At 62.0% G+C, this 25633-nt stretch carries 19 protein-coding genes and 1 pseudogene; 13 read left to right on the plus strand and 7 right to left on the minus strand.

The features are described 5' to 3' along the window. From AC52Q4_RS00365 to AC52Q4_RS00385, 5 genes are all read left to right on the plus strand, one after another. Window positions 1-1049 (plus strand): STAS-like domain-containing protein (locus AC52Q4_RS00365; protein ID WP_495534808.1); only part of this gene is annotated, 1049 nt, incomplete at its 5' end. Window positions 1050-1591: 542 nt separating this feature from the next. Continuing rightward, window positions 1592-1864, plus strand: coding sequence for a hypothetical protein (locus AC52Q4_RS00370; RefSeq protein ID WP_495534809.1), 273 nt, complete (start codon window positions 1592-1594; stop codon window positions 1862-1864). Further along, window positions 1842-2144, plus strand: a complete 303-nt coding sequence (locus AC52Q4_RS00375) for a hypothetical protein (protein ID WP_495534810.1) — start codon at window positions 1842-1844, stop codon at window positions 2142-2144. Before AC52Q4_RS00370 ends, AC52Q4_RS00375 begins: the two co-directional genes overlap by 23 nt. Window positions 2145-2308: 164 nt before the next feature. Next, window positions 2309-2557, plus strand: coding sequence for a ribbon-helix-helix domain-containing protein (locus tag AC52Q4_RS00380; RefSeq protein WP_495534811.1), 249 nt, complete (start codon window positions 2309-2311; stop codon window positions 2555-2557). Next, on the plus strand, window positions 2557-2940 hold the full coding sequence (locus AC52Q4_RS00385; RefSeq protein WP_495534812.1) for a type II toxin-antitoxin system VapC family toxin: 384 nt from the start codon (window positions 2557-2559) through the stop codon (window positions 2938-2940). The genes AC52Q4_RS00380 and AC52Q4_RS00385 overlap by 1 nt, the downstream gene beginning before the upstream one ends. 131 nt (window positions 2941-3071) lie before the next feature. Here AC52Q4_RS00385 and brnA read toward each other — a convergent pair. After that, window positions 3072-3346, minus strand: a pseudogene (gene brnA / locus AC52Q4_RS00390) (type II toxin-antitoxin system BrnA family antitoxin). Further along, entirely contained in the window at window positions 3318-3629 is a 312-nt protein-coding gene (locus tag AC52Q4_RS00395; protein ID WP_495534813.1) for a BrnT family toxin, read from the minus strand. Before AC52Q4_RS00395 ends, brnA begins: the two are co-directional and overlap by 29 nt. A gap of 256 nt (window positions 3630-3885) precedes the next feature. On the opposite strand from AC52Q4_RS00395, the gene AC52Q4_RS00400 reads away from it, so the two are divergent. The 3 genes from AC52Q4_RS00400 (at window position 3886) to AC52Q4_RS00410 (ending at window position 6959) form a co-directional block, all read left to right on the plus strand. After that, a complete protein-coding gene (locus AC52Q4_RS00400) occupies window positions 3886-5394 on the plus strand; it encodes a type I restriction-modification system subunit M (RefSeq protein ID WP_495534814.1) in 1509 nt (502 codons plus the stop codon). Continuing rightward, a complete protein-coding gene (locus tag AC52Q4_RS00405) occupies window positions 5391-6509 on the plus strand; it encodes a restriction endonuclease subunit S (RefSeq protein ID WP_495534815.1) in 1119 nt (372 codons plus the stop codon). The genes AC52Q4_RS00400 and AC52Q4_RS00405 overlap by 4 nt, the downstream gene beginning before the upstream one ends. Window positions 6510-6662: 153 nt before the next feature. Beyond that, a complete protein-coding gene (locus AC52Q4_RS00410; RefSeq protein ID WP_495534816.1) occupies window positions 6663-6959 on the plus strand; it encodes a GIY-YIG nuclease family protein in 297 nt (98 codons plus the stop codon). Window positions 6960-7292: 333 nt separating this feature from the next. Here AC52Q4_RS00410 and AC52Q4_RS00415 read toward each other — a convergent pair whose 3' ends face one another. Then, window positions 7293-7517, minus strand: coding sequence for an addiction module protein (locus AC52Q4_RS00415; protein WP_495534817.1), 225 nt, complete (start codon window positions 7515-7517; stop codon window positions 7293-7295). Window positions 7518-7797: 280 nt separating this feature from the next. Between AC52Q4_RS00415 and AC52Q4_RS00420 the strand changes: the two genes are divergently transcribed. The 5 genes from AC52Q4_RS00420 (at window position 7798) to hemH (ending at window position 20649) form a co-directional block, all read left to right on the plus strand. Next, the gene (locus tag AC52Q4_RS00420; RefSeq protein WP_495534818.1) at window positions 7798-11190 is read left to right on the plus strand and encodes a DEAD/DEAH box helicase family protein; all 3393 of its coding nucleotides are present in this window, start codon (window positions 7798-7800) and stop codon (window positions 11188-11190) included. Window positions 11191-11469: 279 nt separating this feature from the next. Continuing rightward, window positions 11470-16347, plus strand: coding sequence for an NAD-glutamate dehydrogenase (locus AC52Q4_RS00425; RefSeq protein WP_495534819.1), 4878 nt, complete (start codon window positions 11470-11472; stop codon window positions 16345-16347). A gap of 6 nt (window positions 16348-16353) precedes the next feature. Next, window positions 16354-17145, plus strand: coding sequence for an alpha/beta fold hydrolase (locus AC52Q4_RS00430; RefSeq protein ID WP_495534820.1), 792 nt, complete (start codon window positions 16354-16356; stop codon window positions 17143-17145). A 105-nt stretch (window positions 17146-17250) separates the two neighbouring features. Then, complete coding sequence (locus AC52Q4_RS00435) at window positions 17251-19542, plus strand: NADP-dependent malic enzyme (RefSeq protein ID WP_495534821.1); 2292 nt, start codon at window positions 17251-17253, stop codon at window positions 19540-19542. A gap of 111 nt (window positions 19543-19653) precedes the next feature. Continuing rightward, window positions 19654-20649, plus strand: coding sequence for a ferrochelatase (hemH, locus tag AC52Q4_RS00440; protein WP_495534822.1), 996 nt, complete (start codon window positions 19654-19656; stop codon window positions 20647-20649). A gap of 150 nt (window positions 20650-20799) precedes the next feature. Here hemH and AC52Q4_RS00445 read toward each other — a convergent pair whose 3' ends face one another. The 4 genes from AC52Q4_RS00445 to AC52Q4_RS00460 all read right to left on the minus strand — a co-directional run bounded on the left by AC52Q4_RS00445 (window position 20800) and on the right by AC52Q4_RS00460 (window position 25623). Further along, window positions 20800-22077 (minus strand): heme biosynthesis HemY N-terminal domain-containing protein, encoded by a 1278-nt coding sequence (locus AC52Q4_RS00445; protein WP_495534823.1) that lies wholly within the window; start codon window positions 22075-22077, stop codon window positions 20800-20802. Further along, the gene (locus AC52Q4_RS00450; RefSeq protein ID WP_495534824.1) at window positions 22074-23324 is read right to left on the minus strand and encodes a uroporphyrinogen-III C-methyltransferase; all 1251 of its coding nucleotides are present in this window, start codon (window positions 23322-23324) and stop codon (window positions 22074-22076) included. The genes AC52Q4_RS00445 and AC52Q4_RS00450 overlap by 4 nt, the downstream gene beginning before the upstream one ends. A gap of 502 nt (window positions 23325-23826) precedes the next feature. After that, entirely contained in the window at window positions 23827-24756 is a 930-nt protein-coding gene (hemC, locus tag AC52Q4_RS00455; protein ID WP_495534825.1) for a hydroxymethylbilane synthase, read from the minus strand. 129 nt (window positions 24757-24885) lie between these two features. Further along, entirely contained in the window at window positions 24886-25623 is a 738-nt protein-coding gene (locus AC52Q4_RS00460) for a LytR/AlgR family response regulator transcription factor (RefSeq protein ID WP_495534826.1), read from the minus strand. Window positions 25624-25633: the final 10 nt, after the last annotated feature.

A 25633-nucleotide genomic window follows, 5' to 3' on the forward strand; every position in this document is an offset into this window, starting at 1 on the left:
AAATAGAATTGGTCCCTCCGAATCAACGAAGGTTGTACAACCTGTTCATGAATACACACTGGGGCTTCTACTTGGACCCTCGCTATTTTGGGATGTCTCAGTTCCGCGGCCATACACGGATTCCAGCAACCCGCTACACCACACCAGAGGAGCAACAGAATGCCGTGAACAAGATTGTCAATGTAATTCTAGGTGCACTTCCAGACCTTCAACGTTCTAATTTGGCATCTTTTGAATGGTCTGTCAATGAAATTACAGACAACGTCCTGCTGCATTCGAATTCCACCATTGGTGGATTAGTTCAAGTTTCTACTTTTGAGAGAAACACCAAAAGCGTACAATTTGTTGTTTCTGATGCTGGAATTGGGATCCCTACAACACTTAAGCAAGGTCGGCCGAATATTAAATCGGATACAGAAGCATTGGATCAAGCGATTAGGGAAGGGGTCACGCGCGATACGAATATTGGCCAAGGGAATGGGCTCTTTGGAACATATCGTGTGTGCAGCCAGTCAAGCGGTTACTTTCAAGTTGACTCAGGACATGCAAGACTTGAATACAGTCCCAAAAAGGGGCTTTCAATATCCAACAAGAATATACCGTATTCTGGAACCTTAGTAGTGGCGACGATTGACTTTTCTGACCCCAGCCTGCTTGAGGATGCATTGACATTTGGAGGAGTGCGTTACCATCCTACTGATTACGTGGAAACGCAATACGAAGGATATGATGGTGAGCCAATACGGTTTTGCCTTTCTCAAGAATGTCTCGCTTTCGGGAGTCGTGTATCCGGGCGACCGGTTCGCCAAAAAATTCACAACATCATCAACATATCCGGAGCTGCGAAAGTCATTGTTGACTTCGAAGGCGTTCCCGTAGTCTCGAGCAGTTTCGCGGATGAGGCTTTTGGAAAACTATTCCTTCAACTCGGACCTGTGCAGTTTATGCAGCGCGTGACGCTAGAGAATATGATCGATACTGTCGAATTGCTAGTTAACAAGGCAATCGCTCAACGGATGCAACGCGGTTCAGCGGATTTTGACACATAGCAACGCAATCTACATTAGGTCTGGCGCGCGTGCTTGCGAATCACACCTGAATTCAGGAGCGGAAATCACGGGGAGAAATCCACGCCTATGTGCTGATGACCAACCACGTCCATCTCTTGCTAACCCCGCATACGGAGGACGGGATGCAGCAGCAGTGGGGTCAGGTCTTGTAATCAAGCAAAACTAGCGGATACGCGGTTGCAAGGCTTGACCCCATTGACTCGTGCATAGCTCCGGCCTATGAGATCGTTCTGTAAGGAGATCCGCCTGCGTGTATTGGTGGTGCCGTGGGAAGTGGCCCAAGAGCAGTGCCATAGAAAGGTCCAGCCTTCCAAGGAATGTTTCATGCGCAGCCAATACCCCGTGCGGAATGATCGCATTACTGCACGACAGCATGATATGCTTATACTCCGCTCATCGACTGAGTTCTGCTGAGCGGAAGAACCGCACGGGATGCGGTCGGAGGAACAGACTGCACACCCGGTACAGGGGCGCTGCCAGAAGAATGCCGCATAGAGCGCGCGGGTGAAGGAGGAAGGCGTATGACTTCGGCAGTAAAGACGGTCGGCCGGAGCGGGCAAATCTCGCTAGGCAAGGAGTACGCAGGCCGCCAGGTGATCGTTGAGGAGACGGCGCCGGGTGTATGGGTGATCAAGGCAGGAACGTTCGTGCCTGACAGTGAGCGCTGGCTGCATGAGTCGCCCGTACGCGAGAGCCTGGATCGTGCGATTGCCGCAACGAGCACCACCGCCCCCGCCGATCGGCTCGATGAGCTCAAGGAACGAGTCGACGATGGCAACGGGGATACCGCTTGACCTGAACAACCCCGAGTTTCAGGACCTCTTCTTCTCTCTCGAGAAGCCGCAACAGCTCGCGGTGCTCAAGACCTTCCAGAAGCTGCGGCAAATGACTTGGGAAAAGGTCTATACCGACTCGGGCTTGAACTGGGAGGCGATCCTCTCCAAGACGGACCCGAGGGGTGGCCGTCTCTACTCCTTTCGCATCGGCAAGGGCTTTCGAGGCGTAGCCTATCGTGATGACGCATGGCTACGTGTGCTTGGCGTCTATCCCGACCACGACAGCGCCTACCGGTAGCTCGGGCAACGGGAACGCCAGCCCCGGCATCGGCGCCCACCGAGCCCAGGTTCCGAGAAATTCCCCGGTCAGGAGCGATACCGCGTCCGTCAGGGCGCTTGCCCTGGCTGCCCAACCGTGTATACATTGCCTTTATACATCGTGAAGCCGCGTAGGATGTACAGATGGTCCGTACCCAGATTTACCTCACCGAAGCCGAGCAGCAGGCGCTGCGGGCGCTCTCGCGCCGCACCGGCCGCACGCAAAGCGAGCTGATTCGTGAGGCCGTGGACCGGCTCATTGCGCAGTCAGAAAAAACGGATCGTCTCGCTGCGCTCAGGCAGGCGCGCGGCATGTGGCAGGGCCGGGAAGACCTGCCGGATTTTGCGACACTCCGCCGCGAGCTCGACCGCTCGGCATCGGGACCAGAATAATGCCGAAGCGGCTGTTGTTCGATACGGATGTACTCATTGATTATCTGCGCGGAGTTCCGGAAACCGTCGCCTATCTTGAGAGCCGGCAGGAGATGTTGCTCGTGTCGGCCATTACAGTGGCGGAGCTATACGCCGGCGTGCGCGAGGGCCAGGAACGGACGGCTCTTGGCGCGTTCGTAGGAGCGTTCGAGGTGCTGTCGCTGGATCAGGCGATCGCGGAGAAGGGCGGCCTCCTGCGCCGGGACTATGGCAAAAGCCATGGTACAGGATTGGCCGATGCGCTGATCGCGGCCACTGCCGAGCTCCAGCGGGCAACACTGGTGACGCGGAACCACAAACACTTCCCGATGTTGAAGCACGTGCAGGTGCCGTACGACGGTTAACCGCTGGCGCGGCTAAACTATTCTTCCGCAGGCGTCGCCTGAGCTTGCAGCATCAGCAGCACAACAGGCTTCATGAGCGCCACGGCAAAGTCATGATACGAGGTCTTGCAAAACAACACCGCCACCGTCTGCTATGCCCGATCGCGCTTGAGGTGCTCCGCCAGCCAAGTCTTGATCAAGGACTGGTAGGGTACATCCCGCGCCTGTGCGCCTCGATCTTGATGCTCTCCAGCAGGCTCACCGGCAATCGAAGCGAGATTGTCTTGGTCGTGGGTTTGAGGTTGGGAAAGCGTGCCGGTTCCGCGCGGCTCCAGTCCACATAGTCGGTAGAGTCGTGGCTCTCCCAGAAAGCTCGCTCGTCCGCCTCACTCTTGAACTCAGGGGGCGTTCTGCCCTGCTTGCTCATAAACTGCCTTCTCTCTGCGATGCATGTCCCGGGCGGAGATCACGCGGATCAGGGTCCCAGCAGAGCGCAGCGTAAAGGTAATGTGCAGCAACCGGCCTGTATCGGTCGCACCCAGTGCATGATAGCGCGGCTCCTGCTGACTGTGCTTCCGATCGGGCACAAGGAGCAGGGGGTGATTGAAGAAAACCTGTTCCGCCTCTGAATGCACGACGCCATGCTTGCCAGCGCTCTTGCGGGCGTTGCCCTGCTCCCATTGGGAGCCCGTAACCCGGGGCCCAGTCAATCATGAATTGTATATTGCTCACATATACAACTAATGGAAGCCATGAGATATGCGAAGTGAGGATGGCAGCTCTTGCAACGACGGACGCGAGCGGGCGGCGGGCGGCAACGGTTGCAGCCGTCGACCGCTTTAGCCGCTAGCGCGGTTAAACTATCCTCCGCGGACGCCGTCCGCTGCGGCGTCGGCAGGGCTTCGACGTTGGGCGACACAAACGGCTCTGTGATGATAGAGCCCCGAGAACGAACAGAAACTATTCATGATCACCGGCGAGCTCAAATCCAAGGTCGACCGTATCTGGGACACGATGTGGTCGGGCGGCATTTCCAACCCGCTTTCCGTCATCGAGCAGCTCACCTACCTGCTCTTCATCAAGCGGCTCGACGAGCTGCACACGCTGCGCGAGCGCAAGGCGGCCCGGACCGGGAAGCCCATCGAGGAGCCGATCTTCGCGGCCGACGAGGAGCACCTGCGCTGGTCGCGCTTCAAGGAGCGCGCGCCGGAGCAGATGTTCGCGACGGTGCGCGACGAGGTGTTCCCGTTCATCAAGGGTCTCGGTCGCAACGGCGGCGACGAGGCGGAGGGCGACTCGACCTACAGCCACCACATGAAGGACGCGCTGTTCATGATGCCCACGCCGCGCGTGCTGGCCAACGTGGTGGACCAGCTCGACGCCATCGACATGGCCGACAGCGACACCAAGGGCGACCTCTACGAATACATGCTCGGCAAGATCGCCAGCGCCGGGCAGAACGGCCAGTTCCGCACCCCGCGCCACATCATCAAGCTGATGGTGGAGATGACCGCGCCGACGCCCAAGGACGTGATCTGCGACCCGGCCTGCGGCACGGCGGGCTTTCTGATTGCCGCCTCCGAATACCTGCGCGCGCACCACTCCGATGCCATCTACAAGAACGAGGCCTCGCGCCGCCGCTTCAACGAGAGCACCTTCCACGGCTTCGACTTCGATTCCACCATGCTGCGCATCGGCAGCATGAACATGCTGCTGCACGGCGTGGAGAACCCCGATATCCGCTATCGGGATTCGCTGGCCGAGGGCGCCTCGGACAATGGCGGCGACGACGCAGAGAAATACTCCCTCATCCTCGCCAACCCGCCCTTTGCGGGCAGCCTGGACTACGAGACCACCGCCAGGGACCTGCAGCAGATCGTCAAAACCAAGAAGACCGAGCTGCTGTTCCCCGCGCTGTTCCTGCGCCTGCTCCAGACCGGCGGGCGGGCGGCGGTGATCGTGCCGGACGGCGTGCTGTTCGGATCGAGCAAGGCACACAAGGCACTGCGCAGAATCCTGGTCGAGGACCAGAAGCTCGACGTCATCGTCTCCATGCCCTCGGGTGTGTTCAAACCCTACGCCGGCGTCTCCACCGCCATCCTGCTGTTCACCAAGACCCGCTCCGGCGGCACCGATCATGTCTGGTTCTATGACATGCGCGCCGACGGCTTCTCGCTGGACGACAAGCGCACCCCCCAGCCCGACAGGAGCGACCTGCCCGACATCCTCGCCCGCTGGCGCGATTATCGCTCAGGCGGCAAAGCCGAGGCGGAGCGCCGGCGCACCGAGCCGAGCTTCCTGGTGCCGAGAGACGAGATCGCGGGCAACGACTACGACCTTTCCATCAATCGCTACAAGGAGGTCGAATACGAAGCGGTGGAGCACGATCCGCCACAGGAGATTCTGGCGCGGCTGGCGAAATTGGAGGCGGAGATTGCGGAGGGGCGGAAGGAGCTAGAAGGGTTGTTGGGATGAGTGGATGGAAAAGAACACCCCTCGAAGGAATCTTTGAGATTGCTCGCGGCGGATCCCCGAGACCGATCCAAAATTTCCTCACGGATGATCCCGATGGACTTAACTGGATAATGATTGGAGATGCCGTAGGTGGCTCGAAATATATTTCAACGACTAAGAATCGAATCCGTCGCGACGGTCTTAAAAAGTCCCGAATGGTGCATGAAGGCGACTTTCTGCTGACAAACTCGATGAGCTTCGGGCGACCTTATATTCTCAAGACATCGGGCTGCATTCACGACGGTTGGCTCGTCCTCAGCCCTAAAGATCACAATGTGTATCCTGATTTCTTTTACTATCTTCTCGGTTCCGACCTTCTCTATCGAGAGTTCACAAAGCGGGCGGCCGGTGCGGTCGTAAAGAATCTCAACACGAATCTCGTCAAGAGCCTTGAAGTGCCCCTCCCGCCACTGCCCGAGCAGAAGCGGATCGCGGGGATTCTGGATGCGGCGGACGCGTTGCGGGCCAAGCGCCGCGACTCCCTCGCCCAGCTCGACGCCCTGCTGCAATCCATCTTCCTTGATATGTTCGGCGATCCTGTTACCAATTCTATTGGCTTCCCTAAACAAAAACTAATGAAAGCCTTTCGGTTCACCACTGGAAAACTGGACTCCAATGCAGGAGTTAAAGGTGGAAAGTATCCATTCTTCACTTGTGCTCGGGAAACATTTGCTATCGACAGCTATGCCTTCGATTGTGAAGCACTTTTTCTTGCGGGAAATAATGCTAACGCTGACTACTCTGTTAAACATTACAGAGGAAAGTTTAACGCTTATCAACGGACCTATGTGATTACGGTCGATGAGGAAACCTTCACGTACCCATATGCACAAGTGGCACTTGAATACATGCTAGGCGATCTGAAACGTTTCTCGAAGGGGACAAATACGAAATACCTAACGATGAGTATTCTGAATCGGATGCCAATCCTCGTTCCACCTATTAGCATGCAACGCCGCTTCGCCACCATCGTCGAATCCGTCGAGCAACAAAAAGCTCGCCTGCACGCCCACCTGGCCGAGCTGGACGCCCTCTTCGCCTCCCTCCAGTCCCGCGCCTTCAACGGGGAGCTGTAACGCCTGTTTTCGACGTCATCCTGCACAGGCGCCAAGCGCAGTTGCAGGGTCCATCACCGCTGCATGCTGCGACTGCGCGCAGCATGACCGAACAGCCGTGTCATCCTGCGCAAGCCGAAGGCGCCGTCGCAGGATCCACGACAAGCAGCCAGCATGATGAGCAAGACAGCCTACGTCTATATCCTGGCAAGCAAGAAAAACGGCACCCTTTACACAGGCGTCACGACTGACCTTCAGCGTCGTGTATACGAACACAAGAAACACTTGGTTGAAGGCTTTACCCGCAAGTACAACGTCACCCGGCTGGTCTGGTTTCAACAGGGCGATGACATTACGGAAGCCATCAGCGTCGAAAAGAAGATCAAGAATCGTCCCAGGAAATGGAAAGTTGCGTTGATCGAAAAGACCAACCCTGGCTGGGCGGATCTCGCGGCTGACTGGGTGGAATAGATTCTGCAGCTGCGTGCAGAATAAAAGTTGGTTTGCATCACCCTGCACAAGCGCCACCAGGCGCAGTTGCAGGATCCATTACCCCTGGATGCTGCGACTGCGCGCAGCATGACGGCCTTCGGTGGCTCCTACTTGCGTGTGTGCCAGAGTTTTGGATTCCAGGCCTGGTGTAATACGGCAATAATACTGACAAATTCCGGCCGTGGAATGTAGAGAACGCCTTAGGGAAACTTGTCCAATATGGCGCGGCGAACTTCCCCGCGTATTCTTCCAAACATCATGGGGTTGTCGCCGAGCAAGACCTCCACCTTGCCAAGCTCAGCCATGAACGAATCACCAAGGCCTGGCTGCTGTTGCTCGTTTCACCTCAGACCACGATACGCCTTCCGTGGGATTGGTCTCGAACTCGGCTACTCGACGATCCAGCTCCTCAGCTTGCCAGGGCTGTAATTTCACCTCCGGTGCATCGCGAGCAACGCTGTCCCAGATTGCCTCGACAATCCGTATGCGTTCTTCCACCGGCAGCGCGAAGATGGATTCGAGATTGATTGCACTCATGACTCGATAATATCTTCTCCCGGCTTTGAAAACGAATAGGCAATGCCCTGCGCGCCCACCTGGCCGAAGCTGGACGCTTTCTTCGCCTCCCTCCAGTCCCGGGCCTTCAACGGGGGAACTGTAACGGGGCCGCTTGTTGTTCATGAACGCGTTTTTTTGTGAACAACAGGCGGGTTTGTGCATCATGGGTGAGCAACAATGCGGCTTGTTGCTCATATTTCTCGTTTCATGAGCATCAACGGCCGGGGCAGCCACCTATGGGGCGAAGGGGGTAGCGATCATGGGCAATTTCGGCTTTCTGCCGCAACCCTTTGCCGCCATTGCGGCGGGGGCGAGAAAGGCGGAAAGCCACATCATGGGCGATCCGCGTGCCGCCTGTTTCCACGCCCGCTTCACGCTGGAAGCCATCGTCCACTGGCTCTACCGGCATGACGCCTTCCTGCGGCTGCCTTACGACCAGGGCCTCGGGGCGCTGCTGCACGAGCCCACGTTCCAGAACCTGTTGCCGCAGGCGGTATTTCAGAAGGCGCGGGTCGTCCAGAAAGTGGGCAACCAGGCGGTGCACAGCCGGCGCGCCGTGCGCCGGGACGACGCGCTGCAGGTGGTGAAGGAGCTGCACCATATCTGCTACTGGCTGGTGCGCACGTACACGCCCGATGCCTCGCGGCAAGGTGCGGCCTGGCAGGATGCGCGCGTGCCGCCCGCCCCGGCGAGCGCCGCGGTGGTGCCGCGCCGTGAGCTGGAGGCGCTGGAGCAGCAACTGGCCGAGCACAATGCCGAGGCGCTCAAGCGCCAGCAGGAGCGCGATGCGCTCGACGCCGAGTTGCAGTCTTTGCGGGAACAGCTTGCCGAGATCCGCGCCGCCGCCGAACAAGAGCCGGACCCCCACGACTACTCCGAGGCCGAGACCCGCCATTATCTGATCGATATCGATCTGCATCGCGCCGGCTGGCCGCTTGACCAGCCCCGCGACCGCGAATACGAGGTCACCGGCATGCCCAACAACCGGGGCGTCGGCTACGTCGACTACGTACTGTGGGGCGACGACGGCAAGCCGCTGGCCGTGGTGGAGGCGAAGAGGACCACCGCCGATCCGACGCTGGGCCGGCAGCAGGCCAAGCTCTACGCCGACTGTCTTGAGGCGATGCACGGCCAGCGGCCGGTGATCCTGTACAGCAACGGCTACGCCTCCTGGCTGTGGGACGATGTGAGCTATCCGCCGCGCCGGCTAGCGGGCTTCTATAAAAAGGACGAGCTGGCGCGCCTGATTCGGCGCCGCGGCCAGCGTCGGAACCTGGATGTCGCCCAGGTGAAAGACGCCATCGTGGAGCGCTATTACCAGAAGCGCGCCGTCGGCAGCATCTTCGCGCAGTTCACGTCCGCCCGCCGCAAGGCCCTGCTGGTGATGGCCACCGGCACCGGTAAGACCCGCACCGCCATCGCCCTGGTGGATGTGCTGCAGCGGGCGGGCTGGGTGAAGCGCGCCCTGTTCCTCGCCGACCGCGTCTCGCTGGTGAACCAGGCGTGCAATGCCTTCAAGATGCATCTGCCGGAAGCCAGCCCGGTGAATCTGGTCACCGAGAAGGACACCGAAGGCCGCGTCTACGTCTGCACCTACCCGACCATGATGGGGCTCATCGACGAGACCGACGGCGGCGCGGCCCGCTTCGGCGTCGGCCTCTTCGATCTCGTCATCATCGTCGAGGCGCACCGCTCGGTGTATCAGAAATACGGCGCGATCTTCCGCTACTTCGATGCCCTGCTCGTGGGCCTGACGGCGACGCCGCGCGAGGAGGTGGACCGGAACACCTACGAGCTCTTCGAGCTGGAGCTGGGGGTGCCCACCGACGCCTACGAGCTGTCGGAAGCGGTGGCCGACGGCTTTCTCGTGCCACCGCGCGTGCAGCAGGTGGATCTGCGCTTCCCCCGCGAGGGCATCGACTACGACTCGCTGAGCGATGAGGAAAAGGCGCAGTGGGAGAGCCTCGACTGGGGCGACGACGTGGAGCCGGGCAGGCTGCCCGATCGGGTCAACGCCGCCGCCGTCAACAACTGGCTGTTCAACCGGGACACGGTGGACAAGGTGCTCCAGCATCTCATGGAGTACGGCCACAAGGTGGCCGGCGGCGACCGGCTGGCCAAGACGATCATCTTTGCCCGCAACCACGACCACGCGACATTCATCGAGCAGCGGTTCAATCACCACTACCCACGCCACGCCGGGCACTTCGCCCGCGTCATCGACAACCACGCGAAGTACCCGCAGAGCCTGATCGACGACTTCTCGCAAAAGGACAAAGCCCCGCACATCGCGATCTCGGTGGACATGCTCGACACCGGCATCGATGTGCCGGAGGTGGCGAACCTGGTGTTCTTCAAGCCCGTCTACTCGAAGATCAAGTTCTGGCAGATGCTCGGACGCGGCACGCGCCTGTGCCCGGATCTGTTCGGGCCGGATGAGGACAAACGCGATTTTCGGGTGTTCGATTTCTGCTTCAATTTCGACTTCTTCCGCGAGAACCCCGAGGGGATCGACGCCGGCGACAGCGCCCCGCTCGGCACCCGGCTGTTCCGCGCCCGCGTGCAGTTGCTCGGCCACCTCCAGACGAGCCCCGAGCTGGACCCGGACGCCGCGTTCCGGTGCACGCTCGCCGATGGACTGCACGGCGAGGTGGCAGCGATGAACCGGAACAACTTCATCGTGCGCATGCACCTGGAGGCGGTGGAGCGCTTCCAGCAACGCGACGCCTGGGACGGACTCGCCGAGGCCGACCGCGCGACCCTGCAGCGCGAGGTCGCCGGCCTGCCCTCGGAGATCGAGACCGACGACATCGAATCCCGCCTGTTCGACCTGACCTTGCTGCGCATGCAGCTGGCCCGGGCCGAGGGCGATGACGGCGCCTTCGAGCGTCACCGCCAGCGGGTGGTGGAGATCGCGATGCTGCTGGAGGAGAAGACGGCGATTCCCGCCGTGGCCGCCCAGCTCGAATACCTCGCCGGCGTGCAGGAGACCGCCTTCTGGGAAGACATCGGCCTCGCCGGCCTGGAGGAGCTGCGCCTGCGCCTGCGCGGCCTGGTGCCGTTCCTCGACCGGAAGACGCGCAAAGTCGTCTACACCGACTTCAAGGACGAGGTTCTGGGCGTGCGCGACGATCCGGCGGTTCCGATCCCGAGAATGACCGGCGCGCAGTACGAGAAGAAGGTCAAGGACTACCTCGGCAGCCATCTGGACCACATCGTCATACATCGCCTGCGCACCAACCAGCCACTCACCGAGACCGACCTGCAGGGGCTCGAGAAGATGCTGACCGAAATCGGCGAGGACGATGGCAAGACACTCCTCTCCGGTCTGCTGGCCCGAAGCGGGGCACCCTCGCTTGCACACTTCGTGCGGAGTCTGGTCGGCATGGATCGCGCCGCCGCGCAGGCTGCATTCTCAGCGTTTCTCAACGACCGCAGCCTCACTGCCCAGCAAATCCGCTTCATCGAGATGGTGATAGACCAGCTCACGGCACGGGGTGTGATGGAGGCGTCCACCCTTTACGAACCCCCGTTCAGCAACCTGCACGCCGGCGGGCCGGATGCGCTGTTCGCCGGGAAGGAAAATGTGATTGAAGGGATCTTCGAGCAACTTGATGCGATTCATTCACGGTTGGTTGCTCAGGCACGATGAGAGCCGGCGGAGTTGCACTGCCGCTCCGCGTCGAGCTGGTTGGCCATCATGGGCACTGCCCACGCGGCGCTGCCCGCGCAAGGGCAGCCCAAAGACGCAGACCGCCTGAATTCGCCGCAGCGGGCCTACGCCGTCCTCGCGCCGCCGGCCACATACCCAGGCACCCCGGTGACAATCACCACCCCTGCAACCGCGGAGTCGTCGTGTAATGCCCTTGATATGCCGGCAGATATCCTCGATCGTAGATATTGGCTGGTCGGCGCACGGAGGATCAGTGGAATGAACCAGGGCAGTGATAAAGAACGGAAGGCCCGCGTGATGGAGGCGCTTATCAGGCGCGTGCGAAAGGACGGTGCCAGCGATACGGTGCAGCAGCTGGAGGAGTTCACGCGGCGCTATTTTTCAGGGGTGGCGCCGGAAGACATCGCCGTGCGCCAAGCCGCCGACCTTCACGGCATCGTGCGCTCTCACCGCGGTCTCGGGAGCACGCGCCAGCCGGGCAAGCCCGTCATCGAAGTGTTTAACCCCGGCCCGGAGCCGCACGAATGGGAATCGAGTCACACGATTCTCCAAATCGTCATGGACGATATGCCCTTTTTGGTCGACTCCGTGTCCATGGCGCTCAACGGCCTCGGACTCACTATCCACCTCATCATCCATCCCGCGCTGACGGTGCAGCGCGATTCCCGGGGGCGAACGCAGCGCCTGTGCGCGCCTGACGAGCACAAAGGCACGTGCAACGAGGCGTGGATGCACTTCGAGATCGACCGGCAGACCGAGCCGGAGTGTCTGCAGGAGATCCATCATGCCGCGACCGCCGTGCTGGAGGACGTACGGGTAGCGGTCGAAGACTGGCAGCCCATGCGGGAACAGGTCGGTCAGGTGATGCGCGCGCTGCGTCGCAGCCGCCCGCCGGTGGAGCAAGAGGACCTGGCTGAGGTCTTGGAGTTTCTGCGCTGGATACGCGACGACCATTTCACCTTTCTCGGCTATCGCCGGTACGATCTGCGCCGCCGCCCCACGGGGGACGAATTGCGAGCCGTTGCGGACTCCGGCTTGGGGCTGCTGCGACAGACAAACGGCCGTCACGTCTCCACCAGTTTCTCGCTTCTTCCCGAAGACGTGCGCAGTCGCGCTCGCGACCCCGAACCGCTGATACTGACCAAATCGAATACCCGTTCCACCGTCCATCGGCCGGGCTATCTGGACTACCTGGGCATCAAGCGCTATAACCGCGAAGGCGAGGTGATCGGCGAGCACCGCTTCCTCGGCCTGTTCACTTCATCCGCTTACAACCGCAGTCCCCGCGCGATTCCGCTGCTGCGGCGCAAGGTCGCCCAGCTCTTGGAGCTTGCCGATCTGCGCCCTAACAGTCACGCGGGCAAGGCGCTCGCCAATATTCTCGAGACGCACCCGCGCGATGAGCTCTTTCAGGCCTCCCTCGATGAGCTCTACGACATTTCGCTCGGCATTCTGCATCTGCAAGAACGCCAGCGGGTTCGGCTGTTCGTGCGCTACGATACCTATCGTCGATTCATCTCCTGCCTGGTGTTCGCGCCACGGGAGCGCTACAACACCGAGATTCGTGAGCGCATGCAGGCGATTCTTCAGGACGCCTTCGGTGGCTCACAAACCGAGTTCTCGGTGCAGCTCTCGGAGTCCATGCTGGCGCGCATCCACTTCATCGTACGCCTTACGCAACCCGGTCATCCCGCTTACGACCATGGCGCGCTGGAACAGCAGCTGACCGACACCATGCGCTCTTGGTGCGACGATCTGGCCGAGGCGCTGCGTGAGCATTACGGCGAGGAGACCGGCAACCGGCTGCTCGGACGCTACGGCAAGGGCTTCAACGCGGCCTATCGGGAGGACACTGAACCCCCCGCCGCCGTCCAGGACATCGAGCGGTTGGAGAGACTGCACCAAGCCGGCGACCTCGCGATCAATCTCTACCGCCCGGCGGAGGCCAAGGAGGGCTTGCTGCGCTTCAAGCTCTACAATACCGAGCGCCCGATCATCCTCTCCGATGCGCTGCCGCTGCTCGAGAACATGGACGTACGGGTGATCGATGAGCGTCCATATGCCGTGCAGCGCGCCGGCGGCCTTACCTGCTGGATCAATGACTTCGGGCTGTGCTACGCGGGGGTGGGGCAGCTGGAGGCGGAGCGTATTCGCGATATCTTCCAGGACGCCTTTGCCGCGGTCTGGCGCGACCAGGCCGAAAATGACGGCTTCAATCGCCTGGTGCTCACCGCGGGGCTTGCGTGGCGCGACATCGTCATTCTGCGCGCCTATGCGAAGTACCTGCGCCAGGCCGGGACGCCTTTCAGCCAAAGTTATATCGAGGACACGCTCGCCGCCAACCCGGGGATCACGCCGGAGCTTATCGCTTTGTTCAAGGCGAGCTTCGATCCCCGCTACCAGGGACGGGAGCCCACCGAGGCACTAATCGAACGCATCGAGGGTCTGCTCGAAGAAGTGGAGAGCCTCGATCAGGATCGCATCCTGCGGGGCCTGCTGGCAGCCATTCGAGCCACTGTGCGCACCAACTATTTCCGCACCGACAGCGAGGGTCACCCGCCGGAGTATCTCTCCTTCAAGCTCCAGCCACGAGATATTCCCGGCATGCCCAAGCCGGTGCCCGCTTACGAAATCTATGTCTACTCGCCGCGCACAGAGGGCGTTCATCTACGCGGTGGCAAAGTGGCGCGTGGAGGCATCCGCTGGTCCGAGCGTCGAGAGGATTTTCGCACCGAGATCCTGGGCTTGATGAAGGCGCAAATGGTGAAGAATGCGGTGATCGTGCCCGTTGGCGCGAAAGGTGGCTTCGTTTGCAAGAATCTCCCCGACGACCGGCACGCTATGGCCGCGGAGGTCCAGACTTGCTACCGGATTCTCATGCGGGGGATGCTCGACGTCACCGACAACATCACCGACGGGCGCGTCGTACCGCCACCGAATGTGGTGCGTTACGACGATGATGACCCGTATTTGGTCGTGGCGGCGGACAAGGGAACCGCCCGGTTCTCCGATTTTGCCAACGAAATCGCCGCGGAATACGGTTTCTGGCTGAAAGATGCGTTCGCCTCGGGCGGCTCCTCAGGCTATGACCACAAGAAGATGGGAATCACCGCCCGTGGCGCCTGGGAAGCCGTCAAGCGCCATTTTCGGGAAATGGGCCGCGATGTTCACCGGGAGCCGTTCACCACCGTTGGCATCGGCGACATGTCCGGTGACGTCTTCGGCAACGGCTTGCTTAGCTCCCAACAGGCACAGCTCATTGCCGCCTTCGACCATCGCCACATTTTCATCGATCCGAATCCCGACGCGGCGGCGAGCTATCGGGAGAGACAGCGGCTATATGACTTGGAGCGATCGAGCTGGGCGGACTACGATCGCTCCTTGATCTCGGAGGGCGGCGGCGTCTGGGCGCGCAGCGCGAAGTCCATCGCATTGTCGCGGCAAACCCGCGCCGTATTGGCAACCAAGGCCGAGCGGCTGACCCCGCAAGAGCTGATCAGCACGATCCTGCGTGCGCCCGTCGACCTGCTCTGGAACGGCGGTATCGGCACCTATGTGAAAGCTTCGACGGAATCGCATTCCGACGTAGGAGACAAAGCCAACGACGCCGTGCGCATCGATGCGTGCGAGTTGCGCTGTCAAGTGGTCGGGGAAGGCGGCAACCTCGGCTTCACCCAGCCGGGGCGAGTGGAGTTCGCCCTCGCCGGTGGCCGCATCAACACCGATGCCATCGACAACTCGGGCGGGGTCGACTGCTCCGACCATGAAGTCAACATCAAGATCCTGCTCAACCGCGTGGTGGATGAAGGCGAGTTGAGCCTCAGGCAGCGCAATGCCTTGCTCTTGGACATGACGGAGGATGTGGCCGAGCTCGTGCTGCATGATAACTACCGCCAAACCCAGGGCATCACCCTGTCGGAGTCGCGGGCCCCGGAGTTGCTCGACGAGCAGCTGCGGTTCATGCGCGAGCTCGAGCGAAGCGGGCACCTCGACCGTCGGGTAGAGCATCTGCCGGATGACGAGGGCATGGCGGAGCGGCAAAAAGCCGGTCTCGGCCTGACGCGCCCGGAGCTCGCCGTGCTTCAAGCGTATGCCAAGATAGAGGCCTATGAAGCGACGCTGCATTCCGATGAGCTCCATATGGAGTATTTGGCGGGGGAGCTTGACTACTATTTCCCCCCGGCTCTGCGCGAGCGCTTCCCCACACCCGTGCGCAACCACCCGCTGCGCGCCGAAATCATCGCTACGATGCTCGCGAATCATATCGTCAATCGCATGGGCAGCACGTTTTTGTTCCGCGTCTGCGGGCAGACGGGCTGTAGCCCCATGGACGCCGCGCAGGCTTATTTCGCCGCCCGCGACATCTACGATCTCTGGGAACTGTGGCGCGCCATCGACCGCCTCGACAATCAGGCGCCTTCGCAGATTCAAACCCGCATGCTGCTGCGATTGAGTGACCTTCAGGAACGCGCGACGTTGTGGCTGCTGCGCAATGTCCAGACACCGTTCGACACGCAAGAGACGGTGGCACGTATACGCCCGGCGATCGCGCAGCTCAGGGCGTGGCTGGACGATCTGCTGCCACAGAGCGATCAGGAGCGCTTGGACGCCGAGACGGCCGCGCTCACGGATGCCGGGGTCCCCCAGGCGCTCGGGCAGCGGATCATTCACCTCGAGCCGCTGTATCCGGCGCTCGACCTAGTGAAAGTCTGCTCGGAGACAAACGCGACGCTGGATCGCGCCGCCCGCGTCTATTTCAATACGACAACGCATCTGGAACTGAATTGGCTGCGCGATCGGCTGGCGCAGTGCGAGGTCGTCGACTCCTGGCAAGAGCGCTATCGGTCCGGCTTGGAGAATGAGTTCTACGTCCAGCTTCGGCTGTTGACCTTGCGCGTGCTTGGCCTAGCGTCCAACGAGCAAAGCCCGGAGGCGCAGGTAGCTCATTGGGCCGAGGAGAATGAGCCGATCGTGGCGCGCCTGCGCCGGACGCTGCATGAGCTTCAGGGCGCGCCGCAACTGGATTTCGCTATGCTGGGCGTCGCCATTCAGGAGCTGCGCATGACGGCCCAAGCCGGCGCGGCGCAGCAACTCTGGCTCAAGCGCAAGCCGCAGCCCGAGGCCCGGCGAGCCTGAACCACGATGGATAACCAGCCGGTCCGACTTCATTTTCAGGCAAGCGGCGAGGGGCTCCCCCTGTTGATACTCCACGGCTTGTTCGGCTCCGGCAGCAACTGGAAGCGCCATGCCCGTCATTTTGACCGACGCTACCGCGTGCTGCTGCCGGACCTGCGCAACCATGGTCGCTCCCCGCATGCCCCAAGCATGGATTATCACGCCGTGGCCGAGGATCTGCTCTGCCTGCTCGATGAGCAAGCGCTCGATAAGGTGGCCCTCGTTGGTCATTCCATGGGCGGGAAAGCGGCCATGACCCTCGCCTTGACCCGACCCGAGCGCGTCGCCGCATTGGTGGTCGTCGATGTCGCGCCCGTTGCCTACCGGGGGCACCTCTACGAGTACGTCGATGCCATGCGCGGCCTGGAACTGGCCGACATCGACTCGCGGGTGCAAGCCGATAAAGCCCTGGCCGGGGCCATCGCCGATCCCATGGTGCGGCAATTTCTGCTGACCAATCTGGAAGCGCGCGCGAGTGGCTATCAATGGCGAATTCCCCTGGACATACTGGCCGACCAGATGCCCTGCATCGAGGGCTTCCCCGACCTGACAACGACTTTCCCGAAGCCCGCGCTATTCATACACGGTGGAAACTCCACGTACGTGTCGGACTCGGCTCGTCGGCTCATCCAAGAGCGCTTCCCGCAAGCGGCCCTCGCGTGCATACCCGGGGCGGGGCATTGGCTGCATGTGGAGGCACCGCAGCAATTCACCGAGCTATTGGAGGGGTTTCTCGCGCGCAGCTATACGCGCGGGTGAGGCCACGACCACGATCCGGCGCATTGGCTGGCCCCAATGACCGATCCATTCATATAATTGATCGCATGCACCTCAATAGCACGTAGCCGGAGAGAGCAGAGCACGATGCCCGAAGACTTCCGCGCCGCCGCTCTCGAATACCATCGTTCGCCACAGCCCGGCAAGATCTCCGTCACACCGTCGAAACCCTTGGCCAACCAGCGTGACCTGGCACTCGCTTATTCGCCGGGGGTTGCCGCCGCCTGTGAGGCGATCGTCGAGGACCCCGATGCCGCTGCCGAGCTGACGGCCCGGGGCAACTTGGTCGCGGTGATCACCAACGGCACGGCCGTGCTCGGGCTCGGTGCCATCGGGCCCTTGGCGGCCAAGCCGGTGATGGAAGGCAAAGGCGTGCTGTTCAAGAAGTTCGCCGGCATCGACGTGTTCGACATCGAGATCGAGGAACGCGACCCCGAGCGGTTGGTGGAGATCATCGCCAGTCTCGAACCCAGCTTCGGCGGTATTAACCTGGAGGATATCAAAGCGCCGGAGTGCTTCTATGTGGAGCGCAAGCTCAAGGAGCGCATGAATATTCCGGTCTTTCACGATGACCAACACGGCACCGCGATCATTACCGCGGCGGCGGTTCACAACGGCTTGTCCCTGCTGGAGAAACGACTCGCGGAGGTAAAGCTGGTGACCTCCGGGGCAGGCGCCTCCGCCCTCGCCTGTCTGGACTTGCTGATCAGCATGGGCCTGAAGCCGGAAAATGTGATCGTCACCGACCGCAAGGGGGTGATCTATCAAGGTCGCAGCGAGCAGATGGATGCCCGCAAGGCATGCTATGCGGCGAATACCCAGGCACGCACTCTGGCCGAGGCCATCGAGGGGGCGGATATCTTCCTCGGTCTTTCGGCCCCGAGCGTGCTGACCGAAGAGATGGTAAAGCGCATGGTAACGAGGCCGCTCATTCTGGCGCTTGCCAACCCCATACCCGAGATCCTTCCGGAGATCGTCCACGCGGTGCGACCGGAAGCGATCATTGCCACCGGCCGCTCGGACTATCCCAATCAGGTCAATAACGTGTTGTGCTTTCCCTTCATTTTTCGCGGTGCGCTCGACGTGGGGGCGACCGTGATCAACGAGCAGATGAAAAAGGCGTGCGTCATGGCCATCGCCGATCTAGCCCGGGCGGAGTCTTCCGACATCGTCGTGGCGGCCTACGGCGGCAAACCCCTCAAATTCGGCCCCACCTACCTCATACCCAAGCCGTTCGATCCACGGCTGATCACCCGTATCGCGCCGGCGGTGGCAAAAGCGGCCATGGACAGCGGAGTGGCGAGGCTGCCCATCGACGACTTCAATGCCTATCGCCTGCGGCTCAACCAGTTCGTTTTCCAGTCCGGTCTGGTGATGAAGCCAATCTTCGAGCGCGCTCGCAACGAAGCCAAGCGCCTAGTCTACGGCGACGGAGAAGAGGAGCGCACGCTGCGTGCGGTGCAGGTGGTTGTGGACGATGAGTTGGCCAGGCCCATCCTGATCGGTCGACGGCGGGTGGTGCGCATGCGTATCAAGCGTCTCGGACTGCGGCTGAAAATGGATGAGGACTTCGAGTTGGTCGACCCGGAAGACGATCCGCGCTACCGGGAATACTGGACGCTGTATCACTCCATCATGGAGCGCCAAGGGGTCACACCCGATCATGCGCGGGCGATAGTGCGCACGCGCACAACGGTGATCGCCGCGCTGATGGTCAGGCGCGGCGAGGCGGATGCCATGCTCGCCGGCATGGTCGGACGCTACCGGCGGCAAATCGGCTACGTCGACCAGGTGCTGGGCAAGCGGCCCGGAGTGCGTGACCTCGCCGCCATGAGCGTAATCATCTCGCCGAAAGGGGCGCTGTTCCTGTGTGATACCTACGTTAACGAGGATCCGAACCCACACCAAATAGCCGAGATGACCGTACTCGCCGCGGACGAAATCCGCCGCTTCGGTCTGACTCCCAAGGTTGCGCTGCTCTCCCACTCCAGCTTCGGCACGTCGAGCCTCGCTTCACCGGCCAAGATGCGCGAGGCGCTGCCATTGATCGAGGACCGTGACCCAACCCTCGAGGTGGAAGGAGAAATGCACGGCGACGCCGCCATCAATGAACAGATCCGCCAGCGCATCTTCCCCAATTCGCGCCTCAAAGGACAGGCCAATCTGCTCATCCTGCCGACGCTGGACGCCGCCAATATTGCTTTCAATCTGCTCAAGACAGTCACCGAATCGGTTTCCGTAGGGCCCGTATTGCTTGGCGTCGCCAAGCCCGCCCACATCCTCACACCATCGGTCACCGTCCGAGGCCTCGTCAATATGAGCGCCCTGGCGGTCGTCGATGCGGCAATGCAGGAGCCGAGCGCTACCACCGAATCCTGAGTCCGCAAGCCAGCCGCCTTTTGTCAAGCGGGCATGGACGGATTGCCATGCTTAGAGGCGGCGAGTGAGTGCACGCAGGCATATGTTCGTTTTGCTATCGAGAGAGTGCCGATGACCGACGCAAATCGCTGTATCGGAGTGCTGTTGACCAATCTGGGCACGCCCTCGGCGCCAACGCCGAAAGCACTTCGTCGCTACCTCGGGGAGTTTCTTTGGGACTACCGGGTAATCGAGACGCCACGGCCGCTGTGGTGGCTGATCCTCAACGGCGTGATCCTGCGGATCCGGCCGCGCCGATCGGCAGCAGCGTACCAGCGCATATGGACTCCTGAGGGCTCCCCTTTGCTGACCATCTCGAAGCTTCAGGCCGCCGGGGTCGCCGAAAGGCTTCGCGAGCAACTCGACCAGCGCATCGAAGTGGCCCTCGGTATGCGCTACGGGCAGCCGTCCATCGACTCGGCCTATGCACAGCTGCAATCCGCTGGCTGTGACCGTGTGTTGGTATTGCCCCTTTATCCACAATACTCGGCATCCGTGACCGCATCCACTTATGATGCCGTCGGGGCAGTCCTGCGCAAGCGCCGCGTCATGCCCCACTTGCGCTTCATTCGCGACTACCACGATCATCCGGGTTATATCAACGCGCTGGCCAGCTCGGTTCGTGAATACTGGCAACAACATGGTCGCGGCGAGCGGCTGCTAATCTCTTTTCACGGGATCCCGAAACGCTACGTCGAGCGCGGCGATCCGTACCCCACGTATTGCGAACGCACGGCACAAGCCGTTGCAACGCAACTCGAGCTGGCGCCCGAGGATTGGATGGTCGTATTCCAGTCGCGGTTTGGTCCCCAGGAATGGCTCCAGCCTTATACCGATCGGACCCTGGAGCATCTGGCGCGGAACGGCATCCACCGCGTGGACCTGCTTTGTCCCGGTTTCGCCGCCGACTGCCTGGAAACGCTCGAGGAAAACAACATGCTCAACCGCGAGCGTTTCCTGGAAGCGGGAGGCCGCGATTTTCACTACGTGCCTGCGCTCAATGACCGCCCCGACCACCTAAGCGCCTTGGTCGAGATCATACGCCGGAACATTGCGGGTTGGGCCTGACTAAAAGGCGGTGCCACCTGCGGGTCGGAGACCTGGCGCACCACGGCGGCGACGATTTTGCTGCGCGAGTTTGCGCAGGGCTTAATGAGCCTCCGCCGTAGCAATGGCTGCGCCTGCTCGACCTCAGCCAAGCGCCACGGTAATCGACCCTCAAGAGGCCGGTGTCTGCACGACCGGTGTCGCCGCCGTCGTCTGGACCGGAGTCGCGGGCGGCGAAGCGAGCGCAAGCGCAGGCGCCCGCGTGGATCCGCTCTCCAGCGTCTTGTTCAGCGCGCGACGGTAACTGTCCCGTGCCTGATTCGACTCACCCAGGCGATCGTAGACATCCCCGAGCATGCGCAGGATGATCGGCCGCTCGACCTGGCGGGCCGCGGCTTCCAGATAGCTGCGTGCGCCGCCGAGTTGCTCGCTGCGTAGCGCCTGGCAACCCGCCGCATAGAGCAGGTCCGCATCGTCCGGTCGCGCATTTAGCCAGCGTTCGATCACCTCCAGCGCGCGTGTCGCGGGCTTGATATCGAGCTCCGCGTAAACGTTCACGAGACGCGGGTCCCACTGCTTCTCCAGCCGAGTGCGCAGCAATTGTTCCGCCTGTTCAGAGCGGCCCGCGGCGATCAGGCTGTGAGCATAGAGCGCCACGATCCCGGGAAGGCGCTTCTGCTCCCGGGTCATTCCCCGCCAGACGGCCTCGATCTGCTCGGGACCCTGCTCAGCCGCGGCGTCCAGTCTCGCCTCTGCCGCACGCACTTCCAAATCCTCCAACTCCGCATCGGAGAACACCCGCTGCATGCGCAAATCGGGCAGCACGCCCGCCAAGCTCTCCCAATCCTGCAGCGCAACGGCACATTCGGCCAGCAATCGGAGCGCATGACGGTTGTGTGGGGCGCGCTCGCGCACCCAGCTGAGCTTGGCCATTGCCTGGTCCCATTGCTGCGCTTGCATCTGCAACTGAGCCTGCCACACACCGAGCGCCACATGGGCCCGCTTCTCGCCATGGTCGGCAAGCGCCAGGTACTGATCTCGAGCGTCCCACGCGCCTTGGCGATGAGCGGCAAAGGCGGCTATCAGATAGCTCAGAAGGGGCGTATCGATGGTATCCGCACGCTGCACCACCGCCTTTTCCGCTTCCTTGTCCCGCCCCTCGGCCAGCAGCATCAATCCTCCGACCAATCGTTGCCTCGCCTTGGCGAGCCGGCGATTTCCCGCCCAACGCCGCACACCCGTGGGCATGTGCCAGAGTTGCTGCGCGAGCGACCAGAGTGTATTGAGCGCGAGCCAGAGCGCGAGGAACCCGCCGACGAAGACGAACAGGCTCATCTGCAACGTCCAGGGGCCGGCGGTAAACAAGGCGTAGCCCTGGTATTCATTGAACCAAAGGGCCGCGGCCACGCTCACCATCAGGATGAACAGGATCAAAAACAACCGTTTCATTGCGCACTCCTGAACCCGAGCTGCTCTACCGGGGCCAGCAGCGGACCAATGTCAGGCAGCTCCACGCTCACCGGCTGGTCGACAAGCGCTTCGATCTCACGAATCGCGTCCTTTACCTCTTGGCTTTCGTCGTCGAAATAAAGCCCCAGCCACTCCCGGACCCGGTTGAGGCTCTTCTCATAGAGGCTCTGATCACCTCTGAGCACCGCGAGCCGTGCCGCTTCGAGCTCGAGAGTGAGGTTTTGGTGGAGAAAGAACCGCTGCTGCGGAGTCACCAACGGCACGACCTTGAGATCACGGGCGACCACGACCAGCCGCGACAGACTGCCTTTCAGCTCGTCCCACGCATGGCTGGCCCGCGCGCGCCAGCCCTGCACGGCGTCGGCCTCCGTGCTGACAGGGGCCTCCGTGGCGGACTCGGTTTCGGTTCCCACCGCCAGCGGCAGGTCCTCCAGCCGCTCGCCGATATTGTGCAATGCCAGGTTAATGCGGCTGCGATCCGGTGGATTGACTTTCAACAGTTGATCGACGGCTCGCGCCAAGCCCCGGCGGGCCTCGATCGTCTCTCCCCCGAGCTCCGCCAGCAACTCGTCCGCCTTCTTTAGCGCGTCGAGCGCCGAATCCACGTCGCCGTAGTAACGTATCCGGTTTTTCGCCACGAACGCGAGATAGCCGGCCTCGGCTTCCGCCCAGGCGGCGCGCTTGGCCGGCGCGGTCTCCTCGAAACGCTGACTGAGATTTTCCGCGCGCTCGCGCAGCGCCTCGTGCGCTTGCTGCAGCTCGGCCAATTGCTGCTGCACTTGCGATTGCCCCTGGCCAAGCTCACTGACGCTTTTGTCCAGGCGGTTCACCTCTTCCTCGCCCGGCCCGGCGGAGCGCTGTGCGAACCGTTGTACCTCGCTCGACAACGCGCCGAGACGGTCCTGCAGCGGCTGGAGGTCCGCCTGCACATTCCCGGCAACGACGTACCGTGATTGCTGGGCGTCAAGCCGCTGAAGCTGCTGCCAGAGCCAGTAGCCGCCGCCGGCCGCGCCGCCCGCAACCAACAACGTCACGATTAACGCCACGGCCGCTAGTGCGCTACCACCGCGTGATGGCGGCGTGCCGCCACCGCCATCCCTCTTTGGACCCGGTGAGGTCGACCTGGCACCGTTGCCGGAGTTGCCGGCTTGCGTCGGCGCGTTGCGCGCCGTTGGCGTCGATGCACCCTGCGGCGGGCGCCCCTTCTCGGTTTTTTCCTCGCTCATCGGTCGTCGTTCTCTGTGGCGTGTATCATCCAGCGGGCACTCAACGGTGTGCACGAGCCCTCACGGCCGCCGCCTGGCAGCGAAAGTCATCCGCCGTGGTGCACTCGACTCCGGAGAACCACCGGTGCGGTCTAGTCATATGTTTGCGAAACTTGTTATTCGACGATGGCTCTCGCGGATCTGCCCCCTTTGCTCTATCCGCGCGTGTGCTCTTCCGCGCGTGCGCTGCAGATGCAAGCCTCGCCAACGGATGGCACATCTCGGCAGCGGCGTCGGTAAGGATTATGGACGCCAAGCAGCCTCCGTGCCACCCGGCACTGCGGCCGGGCGTCGGCTCCGCGCACGGAGGTGCAGCTGATCGCGTCGCCTGGGCAGTGATCGCTGGGGTCGGCCTGCAGGGAGCCTGCCGCCGGGCAGGGTGCTTGACGTTCAAGTGACATTGGTGAGCCAGACTGACTAAGCGAATTCGGCTAAGTGTAGCCTATTGCGGACAAGGCATCGGCTAGTCTTCCTGCAGCGAAGCAAGCAGCTCGGCAGCGCCGCGGGCGAGCAGGTCGTCTGCGAGCTGCCCGCCCAAGTGGCTTCCCTGCGAGGCGAGCCCACGGATTTCACCGCGAAGCACACAGCTGCCGTCCCGGGAGCCGACCAGCGCGCGCAGCCAGATATTGTCCGCCTCGAGCACGGCGAAAGCAGCGATCGGCACTTGGCAGCTACCCTCGAGGCGGGCATTAACCGCGCGCTCGGCGACCACCCGCAGATAACTCGGGCGGTGGGTGAGGGGTGCGATCAGCTCGTTGATCTCGGCGTCGTCAATTCGGCACTCGATCCCCAGGGCCCCCTGTCCTACCGCCGGCAGACTCTGTTCCGGCGTCAGGGTGCAGCGGATATGCTCCTCAAGCCCCAGACGGCGCAGCCCGGCCGCAGCCAACACGATCGCATCGAACTCGCCGCGCTCGAGCTTGGCAAGCCGGGTTTGCACGTTGCCGCGCAGGGTGCCCACTCGCAAGTCCGGACGTTGCGCCCGCAGCTGGCACTCCCGGCGTAGACTGGCGGTTCCCAGGCGTGCGCCTGGCGGTAATCCTTCCAGACTCTCGTAGTGCGTGGCGACAAAGGCATCACAGGGGTCTTCACGCTCGAGCACCACCGGCAGGTGCATGCCCTCGGGCAGCTGTGCCGGGACGTCTTTGATCGAATGCACCGCGATGTCCGCCCGTCCTTCCCAGATACCGCGCTCGAGCTCTTTGACGAACAGCGCCTTGCCACCGATGCGGGCAAGCGGTGTATCCAGAATTTGGTCACCGCGCGTGGTCATGGCCACCAGCTCGACATCGAGATTCGGATACAGGCGGCGCAGCCCCGCAGCTACGTGCTCAGCCTGCCACAAGGCGAGCGCGCTCTTGCGCGTGGCGATACGAAGCCGTCGTCGGGTCATGGGTTTCCTCAACTTCCAAGCTTGGGGGGAAGCGGCCTCAGCGAGCGAGCGCATCGGCGGCGAACGCAAACGACTCGCCACAGCGCGGCCGGGCGGCCTGCGACGGCCGGCGCATAGCGCTATCCGCGGTCACTCCGCCGCTTCGCGCAGCAGACCGCGCACCTGCGGCAGGTGGCGCCGACTGATCTCAAGGCGCTCGTCGCTATCCAGGAGAACCGCGTAGCAGCGCCCATCCGAGCGCTTCTCCAGGCCGATGAGGCGGACGCGCGCAACCAGGACCTTGCGGTGAATGCGCAGGAAACGACGGCCGAACTCCTCCTCGAGTTGGCGCAGCGAATCCTCGATGAGATCCTCGCCATCTGAATGCTTAACGATAACGTACTTCTGATCGGCCATGAAGTAGTGGATGTTTTGGATCGGGACGACCTCGACACCGCGGCGCCGCCGACACAGGATGTGCTCGCGGCCGCGCGCTTTCTGCGGTAGCCGAAGTGCCTCGAGTTGCGCTCGATTGAGCCGCTGCGCTCTGCTGAGCGCGCTCGCGAGGCGATCACGCCGCACGGGCTTGACCAGATAGTCGATCGCCGCGGATTCGAAAGCGGCCAATGCATGATCGCCGTAAGCGGTTACGAAGATCACTGCCGGCGGTTGATCCAATCGGCTCAGCCGGCCGGCGGCTTCCAGTCCGTCCATACCGGGCATGCGGATATCCATCAAGACGACCTCCGGCTGCCGGCGTTCACAGCATTTAAGCGCCTCGGCCCCGTTGGCGGCCTCGCCCAAGACCTCGTGCCCGCCCACGGCGCGTACCAGGGTGGCCAATCGCCCGCGAGCCGGTGCTTCGTCATCGACGATGAGAATCTTCACCGCGCCCCCC

The sequence above is a fragment of the Nitrococcus sp. genome (assembly GCF_059432795.1).